This is a genomic window from Bowmanella denitrificans, from assembly GCF_039522935.1.
Lineage (GTDB): Bacteria > Pseudomonadota > Gammaproteobacteria > Enterobacterales > Alteromonadaceae > Bowmanella > Bowmanella denitrificans.
This window is the reverse complement of sequence record NZ_BAAAEI010000006.1, coordinates 866,165-878,654: the sequence shown is the minus strand read 5'-3', so window position 1 is coordinate 878,654 and position 12,490 is coordinate 866,165. Positions and strand designations below refer to the sequence as shown.

Here is a 12,490-nt window from a genome sequence, read left to right as displayed (position 1 = left end):
GGTAGCAAGCAGATATGTTCATTCCAAGTATTCTTCTAAAACAACTATATAACAGAGGCAGTTTAACCAATATGGGCAGCGGAGTGCGTTTCTCCCTGAAAAACCGCCTTAAGGATGCCATAGTCCAGGAAGTTAGCGAGATACGCATAGGCGGTAAGGAAGTACCCAGGGATAAGATTTTTCTGCAACTGGCTGATGGGCAGACCTTACCGCTGGCCGAATTTAACAGCATGGGCAGCCATGACTTTCCGCTCAAGAGTTCGTTGTTTGTACATATCGAGCAATGCCAGCCACTGCCACAGCAAAAACACAAAATACTGGTGAGTTTTAAAGCCTCCCCCTTTGGTACATTGAAACTGGAAGTGGAAGATGTGGTGACCGAAAACAAGGTGGACCATAACAAAGTTCCCCGCTCGGACACTGATGATTACGGCGAGGAGATTATTCAGGCTCGCCAGCGCTTTTTTGAACAATTCAGTGATGCCAAAATCAATCATGTGGGCAAGTACAGCATCGACCCCCATAGCCTGCAGGGCAATATTGAACATTTTATCGGTGTGGCGCAGGTGCCTATCGGCATTGCCGGGCCATTTCGTATTAATGGCGAACACGCTCAGGGCGACTTTATGGTGCCATTGGCCACAACCGAAGGCACGTTAGTGGCCTCGTATAACCGTGGCATGAAGCTGTTTAATATGAGTGGTGGAGTGAAAAGTACCGTGGTGGACGATGCCATGCAGCGAGCACCGGTATTTGTGTTTGATGACGCCAGAGGAGCACGGGATTTTGTGCAGTGGATCAGGGAAAATCTCGACAGTATTCGTCATGAAGCCGAAGCCACCTCATCGGTTGCCAAGTTGACTTACATTGACCATTTTCTGTCGAATAAATTTGCTTTCCTGCGCTTTAACTTCCGCACTGGTGACGCAGCCGGACAGAATATGGTCGGCAGAGCTACTTTTGCCGCCTGTGGTTGGATCCTCGATCACTATAAAGGCATTCGCAATTTTTATCTGGAGTCCAACTTCGCTACCGACAAGAAAGCCTCGCAAATTAATATTATGCGCACCCGGGGTAAGCGGGTGGTCAGTGAAATCACCTTAAAACGTGAACATTTACTGCAGGTGATGCGGGTTGAGCCCAAACAAATTGATTACCATGGTCGGGTGGCGGGTGTCGGCTCATTTCTGTCTGGGGTAAATAACACCGGCTTGCATTCCCCCAATGGCATCACTGCCATGTTTATTGCCACCGGGCAGGATGTGGCCAACGTATCTGAATCATCGGCCGGTATTCTCTACAGTGAGCTCACTGATGACGGTGATCTGTATCTGTCGCTGACCATTCCGTCGTTGATTGTGGCGACTTATGGCGGTGGCACCGGTATCGGCACACAAAGGGAATGTCTGGAATTAATGGATTGCTACGGCCGTGACCGGGTGTACAAGTTTGCCGAAATTGTCGGGGCGGTGGCGCTGGCCGGTGAAATCTCCCTGGCATCGGCGATTTCCTCGGCCGATTGGGTATCATCCCACGAGCAGTATGGTCGCAACCGGTAACCTGCTGCGATTCAGGCACAAAATGCGGGCAGCCGACCTCCAGGCTGCCCTTTCATCTTGCTGTCGCATTATGCATAAATAATGGACAAATCGTTATTAAAACCCCCTAACTTTCGGTGCGGGTGCTGAGAAATCTTTGGTAGACTCACTGGTACGATCAGTAATAACGCAGGTGGTCCGATGGCGCAGATAAGACATTTTGATTTTATTGTAGTTGGCGCAGGGTCTGCCGGTGCCGCGCTGGCAGCCAGATTGTCGGAAAATCCGGCCTGGCAGGTTTGCTTGCTGGAAGCCGGCAAGCCAGACACCAACCCCCTAATTCATATTCCTTTTGGCCTGGCACTGCTTAGCCGGTTTCGCTCTATCAACTGGAATTACACCACAGCGCCACAAAAGGAATTGCATAACCGCAGTCTTTACTGGCCAAGGGGCAAAACCCTGGGCGGTTCTAGCTCGGTTAATGCTATGTGCTACATTCGCGGTGCCATGCAAGATTACGACAATTGGCAGGCGCAGGGAGCGGATGGCTGGGACTGGCAGTCGGTACTGCCGTATTTTAAAAAAGCCGAAGACCAGGCCATGGGCGAAGATGATTTCCACGCGGTGGGCGGCCCCTTGTCGGTGAGTAACCTGCGCCATGTCAGCAGGCTGTCGCAGGATTTTGTGGCGGCCGGTCAGGCGGCTGGTTTTGAACATCTGGCGGATTTTAACCGGGATCAGCGCCAGGGCGTGGGGTTTTATCAGGTGACGCAGCGCGAAGGGCAGCGCTGTTCTGCAGCCAAAGCCTATTTAAGCCAGGCGAAATCTCGCCGTAATCTGCATATTGTTACCTCGGGCCAGGTTAATCGCTTACTTATTGAGAATGGTCGGGCGCTAGGAGTGGAATTTGTGCAGCAGGGCCAGGTTCAGCATTGGCTTGCAGATAAAGAAGTGCTGCTCAGTGCCGGTGCGATTAACTCACCACAGATTTTAATGTTGTCTGGTATTGGGCCCGCAGCACATCTGGCATCAAAGGGAATTAACGTTCTGCATGATTTACCCGGCGTGGGCGAAAACCTGCAGGACCATTTGGATGCCATAGTGCAATGCAAGAGCAGAAAAGTGGCTGGCTACGGCGTCGCACCAGGCGCGGTGCCCGGTTATACCCAGGGAGTGTGGCAATATCTGATGCGGCGCAGTGGCATGGGTTCGAGCAATATTGCTGAAGCGGGCGGCTTTGTCAGCAGCAGTTTGTCCAAGGGGATACCCGATCTGCAGTTTCACTTTATTCCAGCCATATTGCAGGATCACGGTCGCAGCCTGGTGTGGGGCTACGGCTATGGGTTACACGTTTGTTATCTGTATCCTAAAAGTCGCGGCACGATTCGTTTGCAGTCGGCCGACCCCGCGCAATCACCATTGATGGACCCCAACTATCTGAGCCATGAAGATGATCGGCAGGCGATGTTGGACGGTGTTCGGCTGGCGCGCGAAATATTGTCACAACCTGCTTTTAGTCAGTACCAGCCAAAAGAATGGTTGCCTGGTGCAGACAAACAAACAGACCAGGATTTGCTGGAATTTATCCGTGCTAAGGCGGAAACCATTTATCACCCGGTAGGCACTTGTAAGATGGGGCTGGCTGATGATGCTATGGCGGTTGTGTGCCCGGCACTTAAGGTCAGGGGATTAAGTGGCCTGCGCGTGGTGGACGCGTCTGTTATGCCAAGTCTGATAGGTGGTAATACGAATGCGCCGGCCATCATGATTGCCGAAAAGGCCGCCGATTTGGTTAAAGCGGAACATCAACCAGGCTAGTCCCGCTGATCTCAACCTGATGCACATAGGCTAGAATTTGAATTTTGCTCGGCAAAGAGTACAATCCTGCCAAACAGGTCTGACCACTAAAAGGAAACAGAATGCCAGGTAACCCATCCTCTGTCACCCGCAGCGTGACCACGCGCAGCGGAGATCGTATTGCCATTGTGGCAGGTCTTCGCACTCCCTTTGCAAAAATGGCCACTTACTTCCACGGCGTACCGGCTGTGGATTTGGGTAAAATGGTGGTCAATGAAATGCTGGTTCGCAATAACCTGGACCCCAAGCTGGTGGAACAACTGGTGTATGGCCAGGTCGTGCAAATGCCGGAAGCACCCAATATTGCCCGGGAAATTGTACTGGGAACGGGCATGAACGTGCATACCGATGCCTACAGTGTATCCCGTGCATGTGCCACCAGTTTTCAGGCGGCAGTAAATATTGCTGAATCTATGATGGCAGGCACCATTGAAGTGGGTATTGCCGGTGGGGCAGATTCCACCTCGGTATCTCCCATTGGGGTATCCAAAAATCTGGCCCGTGCACTGGTCGACCTACAAAAAACCAAAACCCTCGGGCAGAAGTGGAATGTGATTAAGCGCCTCGGCTTTAAAGACCTGTTGCCCGTGCCGCCTGCGGTGGCCGAATATTCCACCGGCCTGTCCATGGGCGATACGGCGGAACAAATGGCTAAGAGTCATCAAATCAGCCGGGAAGACCAGGATGCGCTGGCGCACCGCTCGCATAGCAATGCAGCAAAAAGCTGGCAGGAAGGCAAACTTAGCGGTGAGGTGATGACCGCCTATGCCGAACCATACAAAGGGGCGCTGGAGCAGGACAACAACATCCGCTTTGATTCCAAACTGGAAGGGTATGCCAAGTTGCGTCCGGTATTTGACCGTAAATACGGTACGGTAACAGCCGCCAATGCCACGCCTTTAACCGACGGTGCCTCTGCGGTACTAATGATGACCGAAAGTCGTGCCAAGGCCCTCGGCTACACGCCGCTTGGCTATATTCGCAGTTACGCCTTTGCTGCCATTGATGTCTGGGAAGACATGCTGATGGGCCCGTCTTATGCTACCCCCATAGCGCTGGACAGAGCGGGTATGACGCTAAGTGATTTAACCCTGATTGAAATGCATGAAGCTTTCGCTGCACAGACCCTGGCCAATCTGAAAATGTTTGCCAGTGCTGACTTCGCCAAACAGAAGTTAGGTCGCGATAAGGCGATAGGCGAGATGGATATGGATAAGTTTAATGTGATGGGCAGTTCCATTGCCTATGGTCATCCATTTGCTGCCACCGGCACACGTATGATCACCCAGATGCTGAATGAGCTGAATCGCCGAGGTGGTGGAACCGGGCTGGTTACCGCTTGTGCCGCCGGTGGTTTGGGCGCCGCCATGATCCTGGAAACAGAATAAGGAGAACAATATGACAGAATTGACCAGCGCATTTTCCCTGAGTCGCAGGGATGACGGTATCGCTATTCTGACCATGGATGTGCCAGGCGAGAGCATGAATACCCTCAAGACGGAGTTTGCCGAGCAAATTGCCGCGCAGTTGGATGAGATTGAGAAAGATACCACCATCAAAGGCTTGGTATTAGCCAGTGGTAAACCCAGCTCGTTTGTGGCGGGTGCAGATATCAGTATGCTGGCCGCCTGCCAATCTGCAGATGACGCAGAAGCTTTGTCCCGTGCCGGGCAGCAAATGTTTAAGCGTATCGAAGATATGAAGATTCCGGTGGTGGCGGCGATTCATGGCCCGGCTCTGGGCGGTGGACTTGAATTGGCACTGTGCTGTCACTACCGGATTTGTAGTCTGGATGACAAAACCGTGATGGGTTTGCCGGAAGTGCAGTTAGGCTTATTGCCCGGTAGTGGCGGTACGCAGCGTCTGCCAAAACTGATTGGTATCCAAAAAGCCATGACGATGATGCTGACGGGCAAGCAACTACGCGCCAAGCAAGCCAAGAAAGACGGTCTGGTAGACGACGCTGTGCCCTTGTCTATTCTGCTTGATGTGGCCGTTCAATTTGCTAAAAAGCACAAGCCCAAGCGCCAGCCACCCAAATTGAACCTGGTAGGGCAGGCCCTGGAGCGTACGCCCTTTGGTCGTAATTTCCTGTTTAACCAGGCGCGCAAGCAGACCCGCAGTAAAACCCGCGGTAACTATCCGGCACCAGAGCGCATTATCGATTGTATTGAAGCGGGGGCCAATGCCAGTCGTGGCTATGAACTGGAGGCCCGCCATTTTGGTCATCTGGTGATGACGCCGGAGTCAAAACAGCTACGCAATATCTTCTTCGCTACCACTGAAATGAAAAAAGAAACCGGTGTAGAAGGGGTTAAACCAGCCAAAGTGCAGAAAGCCGCGGTATTGGGCGGTGGCCTGATGGGTGGTGGTATCGCTTTTGTGACCAGCAGTAAAGCCGGTCTGCCGGTACGGATCAAAGATATTCGCAGCGAAGGGATCGCCAACGCCATGAAATACAGCTATGACCTGCTGATCAAGAAGGTTAAGCGCCGTTTTATGCGTAAATCCGAGATGCAGAAACAGCTTTCGCTGCTGACCGGCAGTACGGATTATTCCGGCTTTGCCGATGTGGATGTGGTGATTGAGGCGGTGTTTGAGGATCTTAAGCTTAAACAACAGATGGTGGCGGACATAGAAACCAATGCTAAAAAAGACACGATCTTTGCCACCAACACATCATCCATTCCAATTGGACAGATAGCCGAACAGGCAGCACGTCCGGAACAGGTAATTGGCCTGCACTATTTCTCACCGGTGGATAAAATGCCGCTGGCCGAGGTCATTCCCCATGCTGGCACATCTGCTGATACTATTTCTACCACAGTGGATTTGGCCCGCAAACAGGGTAAAACCCCGATAGTGGTGAAAGACGGTGCAGGATTTTATGTTAACCGTATTTTGGCCCCCTATATGAATGAAGCGGCCTGTGTGCTGCTGGCCGGCGAGCCGATTGAGCAAATAGATCAGGCGTTGCTGAATTTTGGTTTTCCGGTTGGCCCCATGAAGTTGCTGGATGAGGTGGGCATTGATATCGGTGCTAAAATTGCGCCCATTCTGGTGGCTGAACTGGGTGAGCGTTTCCGTGCCCCGGATGCTTTCGACAAACTGCTGGCAGATGATCGCAAAGGCAAGAAAAACAAGCGTGGACTGTACAAGTACAGCGGTAAAAAACCTGGCAAAGAGGTGGATGACAGCGTTTATTCTTTGCTGGGGATCAGCCCGTCGCAGAAATTCAGCCATGACCAAATTGCCGAGCGCTGCGCACTGCTGATGCTGAATGAAGCGGCACTTTGTCTGGCCGAGCAGGTTATTCGTAGCCCCAGGGACGGTGATATCGGCGCTATCTTTGGTATTGGCTTCCCGCCATTCCTCGGTGGCCCATTCCGCTATATGGACAGCCTGGGCATCAACCATGTGGTGGCCAGATTGGAACATTACCAGGGATTGTACGGGGATAAATTCAGCCCCGCGCCATTACTTAAAGAAATGGCAGAGCAACAAAAATCCTTTTATGCCTGATAGAAGAAGCCCGCAAATGCGGGCTTTTTAATTTATGCACTAATTATTCAGCAGTAATAAAGAACTCAAAATTATTATTTATGCGATAGAACGGAATAATTAATCATATTGTCATATTTCTCGGCTAGTGCAGATTGAAATTTATCCAGCTTGATTTTCAATCGCTTTGGTTAGCGTGGTGTAAAATCTGTTTTTATTTTGTTGCTCAGTCTTTTCAAAGCCACGTTTTTACTGCTGTTCGTCGGTTCTGCTGTTGACCAGCTTAAGGCTTGCTGCTTATTATCCGCGCCCCCTGAAAAGGGAACGAAAGAGTAAATAAAACTGCGTAAGCAGTGAAAAAATATTCACCCTCAAGTGGTAAAGTGGGAAGCACAATCAATGTATTTAAACTCTAAAGTATCCAATGCCGTGCGTTATGCGCTGACGGCCACAACATTTTTTGGATTTTCGGCACATTCCGTTGCCCAGGATAATACTGACCAAGCCGTTGCTGTTGAGAAAATTCAGGTAACTGGCTCCCGGATTCTTCGTGAAGGCGCCATTGCGCCTTCCCCTGTTACTGTTATTTCTGGCGCGGATCTGGTTGAAACCGGTGCCATGAACATTGGTGAAGTGCTTAACGAACTGCCTTCACTGGCGGCCACCTTTTCACTGGGTAACTCCGGTCGCTCTATCGGCACCGCTGGCCTGAGCATTCTGGATCTACGTGGCATGGGCACCTCTCGTACCCTGGTACTGGTTGATGGTCGTCGCCATGTGGCCAGCAGCGCCGGTAGCGCATCGGTTGACACTAACACCATCCCCACCGCCTGGTTAGACTCGGTAGAAATTATTACCGGCGGTGCCTCTGCCGTATATGGTGCAGATGCGGTAACCGGTGTGGTGAATTTCCGTCTGAAGAAAAACATCACCGGAGTGGACTTCTCTGCCACTAAAGGTAAAGGTGAAGAAGGTCCCTATAAGAACGACAAAGTGTCGTTGTCTTTTGGTCAGGACTTTGCCGATGGTCGCGGTAATATCGCCTTTGCTGCCGAATACGCCAGCCAGGACGGTATGAACGCCAATGATCGCGATCAAACCCGCACCCCCTATATGTCGGTGCGTAACCCCGCCAGTAAAGATGCCCGTGATGAAAATGGCGTATTTGTGCATGACGGTATCGCCGACAACATTACTTTGTATAACACCGGCTGGCTGGATAACCTGCCAGGTGGCAATACCTACGTGGACGGTAATTGGTATGCCTTTGATCCTGACGGTTCGGTGCGTCTGCAGAATGTAGGGCAACTGGACAGCACAGGATACAAGTGCACCGACTGCGAATTTTTGAACCTGACCCGTTATGTTGAGCTGCAGCCGACTTTCGATCGCATGAACCTGAATACCAAAGGGACTTTTGAGGTATCTGAAGCACTAAACCTATTTGCCGAAGCCAAATATGTGCGTACTCGCGGTCAGTCTATCGGCCAACCCGCGTTTTATGATGCAACTAATGCTCCGGTAGTTATTCAGCGTGACAATGCCTTTATTCACCAGAGCCTGGCGACCCTGATGGATGCCAATAACCTGGATAGCATTGAACTGAACCGTTTCCTGGAAGACGCTGGCCGTCGTACCGAAGACAACACCCGTTCCACTAAGCGTTTTGTGTTGGGCGCCGATGGCGTGTTTGGTGATGACTGGGCGTATGAAGCCTATGGCTTGTTTGGTGAAACCCGTCTTAAGCAGTGGAACCGCAATAACCTGGTGCGCGATAACTTTGACAAAGCCACCGACGCTATTCGCCTGAGCAGCGGTGAAATAGTGTGTCGTGACGAAGCGGCCCGCGCCAAAGGCTGTGTGCCTGTCAGTTTGTTCGGTGACGGCAGTATCAGCGAAGAAGGGCGTAACTGGATCAATACCACGTCTTATGGTCACAGCACCATTCGCCAGACAGTGTTTAACGCCAGTGTAAACAATAGCGCCCTGTTTGAACTGCCTGCCGGATTTATGGGTTTCTCCGCCGGTGTTGAATACCGCAAAGAAGAAAGCGAAACCGTACCGGATGCCTTTGCCTCCACGGGTGCGACTTTCTTTAACGCGTTCCAATATTCGAAAGGCGATTTTAACGTCAAGGAAGTGTTTGCGGAAATCTCTGCGCCGCTGTTGACTGACTTGCCCTTTGTGGATGAACTGTTGTTTGACGCCGCGGTGCGTTACGCCGATTACAGCACTATTGGTTCTGCCACCAGTTGGAAGGCCGGTTTGGACTGGACCATTACCTCTGAGCTGCGCATGCGCGCTACCTACTCTGAAGCACTGCGGGCGCCCAATATCGAGGAGTTATATGGTCCACAGGACCAAACTTTCTTCCGTAATATTGACGACCCTTGTGCCCTGGATAATAAGCAAACTGCCACCCGTGTTGCCAACTGTAAAGCACTGGGTATTGCTGAAGACTTTGTTCTCAATGATCCGGGTGCCAGCGTAGAAGGCTTAACTGGCGGTAACCCAAATCTGAATGCAGAGGAGTCGCAAAGCTACACTGTAGGTCTGGTATATCAACCTGAGTTTGTTCAGGGCCTGAGCCTGACCCTGGATTACTGGTCCATTGAAATTGACGATGCCATTGATGCTGTGAAGGCACAGGACATCCTGAATAAGTGTGTGGACTCTGCCAGTGGTTTGAACAACCAGTTCTGTAGCCTGATTAAGCGCGATCCGAACACCAAGCAGTTGGACCTGATCACTACTATCTACCAGAATGTGGCTGCACAAACCGCTAAGGGTGTGGACTTTGAGCTGGGCTATGATGTCGACGTATTCGGTGGCCGCTTAAACTCCAAACTGGTGGGTACTTACCTGGAATCCCGTCGTACCTATTCATTCCAGGACGCCCCTGGTGAATTTGAAGAGGAAGCAGGCACAGAAGGTGATGCCCAGTGGCAGGCTAACCTAAGTCTGAAATACAGCCTTGGTGAGTGGTCAGCTTCCTGGCGCACCCTGTATGTGGATGCGGTATCCCGCTACTCAGAGCAGGACCTGGCTATCAACCCGGATCCGAGCGATAACATGGGCTATGGCAGTTACTTCCTGAGTAACGCCCAGGTTGCCTACCAGTTTGACAACGGCATTAAACTGGCCGTGGGTATCGACAACCTGTTTGACCGCAACCTGCCTAGCTTTACCCGAGGTACAACAGAGTTTACCGGCCTGTATAACAATATTGGCCGCATGTACTTCACTACGGCGTCATACAAGTTCTGATCAGCACTTTATTGAAACGATAAACCGGCTGGTATCAGCCGGTGACGTCAAACTGCTGTAAAGCAGCATTATCCAGATGAAAATCCGATGCTATCTGCCATCGGATTTTTTTTTGCTTGTTCATCGCATTTCGATTTTTAGCAACAGGTCGTTGGGGTGTGAATTTACTTTACTCTTCATCGCCATTACTATTGGCAATCTTATTTATTCGCATTTGTATATGCGGTTTTGTTCACTAAGGCGATTAAGTGTTGAAACCTTCAATTCTGGTCATTGAAGATGATCTTACGTTGAATGCCTATTTGCGTGATCTGCTGGTCAAAGCAGGCTACCAAACTGAGCAGTGCTTTGATGGAGAAACTGGTTTACACAGCGCGAAAAAACAGCAGTGCCAGTTGATTGTACTGGATCGAATGTTGCCCGGATTAGACGGTGTCTCGCTGTTAAAAGCCCTGCGCGAAACCAGCCAGGTTCCGGTCATTATGCTGTCAGCAAAGGGAGCCGAAGAAGAACGGATCTTAGGTTTAACCCATGGGGCAGACGACTACGTCAGCAAGCCGTTTAATTCCCATGAACTACTTTTAAGAATAGAAAGCCTGCTGAGACGCTACCTGAACAATAGCCGTCCAATCCGGCAATGTGAGATAAGCGTTGATGGTTTAACCTTAAATTCCACCAATCAAACAATCCACGTACACAACCAGGAAATAGAGTTTACCGCGATTCAGTTTAAGCTGTTGTGGGAATTAGTTTCTCAGCCTCATGATGTTGTAGCAAAAAATGAATTGTATCAATCAGTTCTGAATAAAAAAATGGCTGCTTATGATCGCAGTTTAGATATGCATCTGAGTCGGGTCAGAAGAAAACTCAATGAAGCAAACTGGCCGGGTGAAAGGCTACAAACTGTGCATGGCAAAGGATATTGCTTCAAATGAAAAGAACGCTGTTTTGGAAGTTTTTTGTGGTTCTGGCGACCGGTACGGTCGCCTTTTTTTACCTGCTGCATATATTAACCATTAAAACCGAAGAGAATATGAGTTTTATTGCAGAAAAGGATAAACAAGAATTACAGTCCTGGGGAGCGCAAGCCGAAGCCTTTATTTTATCCAAACAGTTTGACGCATTAGATGCTTGGCTAGCTGAGATAAAGAACAAAGAAAATACCTGGTTGTCGATAGCCAGTTTTGAAGCCTTACATATTGCCGGTGAGAATTTTGATAAGGATATTGTCGGTAGTTATCATTTTGGTCGAAGTGTTGACTGGAAAATTCATTTGTACTTTGCTGAAAATCCGGTCATGGAATTACCGTTTACAACATTAAATGCCAGTTTGCTGGTAAAACTTCCTGAGCGGATGCGGCCCGGTACATATTGGTCAACCGCCAGATTTGTGATGCAAATTATGCTGCCAATGACGGTGCTGGCCTTGTTATCTTTTGTTTTATATCGTCATATTATGAGCCCTCTGCAGCGTCTCGACAAAGCCACTAAAGAGTTTAGCATGGGCAATTTTGAGGCCAGGGTTGGGAAATATTTAGGCAACCGCGACGATGAGTTGTCCCATCTGGCTGATACCTTCGACCAGATGGCTTGCCGCATCGGCGAGTTGATTGCCAGTCAGCGCCAACTGATTTCGGATTTATCCCACGAACTAAGAACGCCTCTGACTCGTCTGGATATTGCGGTCAGCGGCTTTGACAATGCGAATAGTCAACAACATCTGATGCGTATCGGGCGTGAATCCCAACACATCCGCAAACTGGTTGAAGACACCCTGACACTGGCCTGGCTGGATAACGAAAAACCCATACTCCAGCAGGAACAGCTCGATTTGGTGGACCTGTTGGATGTATTGATTGAAGACGCCAAATTCGAGTTTCCCGACCGTCATATTCATCTGGATTCCCCCGTCAATGCCATGGTGCAAAACAGCAGTCACCGGGCATTATGTCTGGCCATAGAGAATGTCATCCGCAATGCCCTGCGTTATACCCCGCCAGGCAAAGTTGTGCACATTGCGCTGAATCAGGGACAGGATAATTTTTGTATCCTGGTGAGCGATCAGGGGCCGGGCATCCCGGAGCAATATCTGCAAAAGGTGTTTGAGCCTTTCTTCAGAGTGGACGATGCACGTCAGGGTGACAACCATAGTTTTGGACTTGGCCTGGCACTGGCAAAGCGCCATCTGGCCAGTGTCAGAGCAAGCATCCACGCTGAGAACTGGCCCGGGGGCGGATTGCAGGTGGTGATTCGCATTCCTGCTTTATAGAGCTGAGTTTCAACGGAGTCTATATTCAAGAGATGGCCAGCCTTGATAGATCACGACA

General features: G+C 50.3%; 7 protein-coding genes. All 7 read left to right on the top strand.

Going from position 1 to position 12,490, the window contains the following annotated elements:
• The first annotated feature begins 14 nt into the window (after positions 1-14).
• The 7 genes from ABD028_RS06760 to ABD028_RS06730 all read left to right on the top strand — a co-directional run bounded on the left by ABD028_RS06760 (position 15) and on the right by ABD028_RS06730 (position 12,432).
• A complete protein-coding gene (locus ABD028_RS06760) occupies positions 15-1,559 on the top strand; it encodes a hydroxymethylglutaryl-CoA reductase (RefSeq protein WP_425542074.1) in 1,545 nt (514 codons plus the stop codon).
• 180 nt (positions 1,560-1,739) lie between these two features.
• Positions 1,740-3,356, top strand: coding sequence for a GMC family oxidoreductase (locus ABD028_RS06755; protein WP_343843282.1), 1,617 nt, complete (start codon positions 1,740-1,742; stop codon positions 3,354-3,356).
• A gap of 101 nt (positions 3,357-3,457) precedes the next feature.
• Complete coding sequence (gene fadI, locus ABD028_RS06750; protein WP_343843279.1) at positions 3,458-4,783, top strand: acetyl-CoA C-acyltransferase FadI; 1,326 nt, start codon at positions 3,458-3,460, stop codon at positions 4,781-4,783.
• A gap of 10 nt (positions 4,784-4,793) precedes the next feature.
• A complete protein-coding gene (gene fadJ / locus ABD028_RS06745; protein ID WP_343843276.1) occupies positions 4,794-6,917 on the top strand; it encodes a fatty acid oxidation complex subunit alpha FadJ in 2,124 nt (707 codons plus the stop codon).
• 378 nt (positions 6,918-7,295) lie between these two features.
• Positions 7,296-10,163 (top strand): TonB-dependent receptor plug domain-containing protein, encoded by a 2,868-nt coding sequence (locus tag ABD028_RS06740; protein WP_343843273.1) that lies wholly within the window; start codon positions 7,296-7,298, stop codon positions 10,161-10,163.
• Positions 10,164-10,411: 248 nt separating this feature from the next.
• Positions 10,412-11,098 carry a response regulator transcription factor gene (locus tag ABD028_RS06735; RefSeq protein WP_343843270.1) on the top strand — a complete coding sequence of 229 codons (687 nt, stop codon included), beginning with the start codon at positions 10,412-10,414 and terminating at the stop codon, positions 11,096-11,098.
• A complete protein-coding gene (locus ABD028_RS06730) occupies positions 11,095-12,432 on the top strand; it encodes a histidine kinase sensor domain-containing protein (RefSeq protein ID WP_343843267.1) in 1,338 nt (445 codons plus the stop codon). The genes ABD028_RS06735 and ABD028_RS06730 overlap by 4 nt, the downstream gene beginning before the upstream one ends.
• The last annotated feature ends 58 nt before the right edge of the window (positions 12,433-12,490 follow it).

Bases quoted from the DNA above. Each gene is read 5' to 3' on its own strand.
- ABD028_RS06760 (WP_425542074.1), top strand. From the start codon at position 15: ATGTTCATTCCAAGTATTCTTCTAAAACAACTATATAACAGAGGCAGT.
- ABD028_RS06755 (WP_343843282.1), top strand. From the start codon at position 1,740: ATGGCGCAGATAAGACATTTTGATTTTATTGTAGTTGGCGCAGGGTCT.
- fadI (WP_343843279.1), top strand. From the start codon at position 3,458: ATGCCAGGTAACCCATCCTCTGTCACCCGCAGCGTGACCACGCGCAGC.
- fadJ (WP_343843276.1), top strand. From the start codon at position 4,794: ATGACAGAATTGACCAGCGCATTTTCCCTGAGTCGCAGGGATGACGGT.
- ABD028_RS06740 (WP_343843273.1), top strand. From the start codon at position 7,296: ATGTATTTAAACTCTAAAGTATCCAATGCCGTGCGTTATGCGCTGACG.
- ABD028_RS06730 (WP_343843267.1), top strand. From the start codon at position 11,095: ATGAAAAGAACGCTGTTTTGGAAGTTTTTTGTGGTTCTGGCGACCGGT.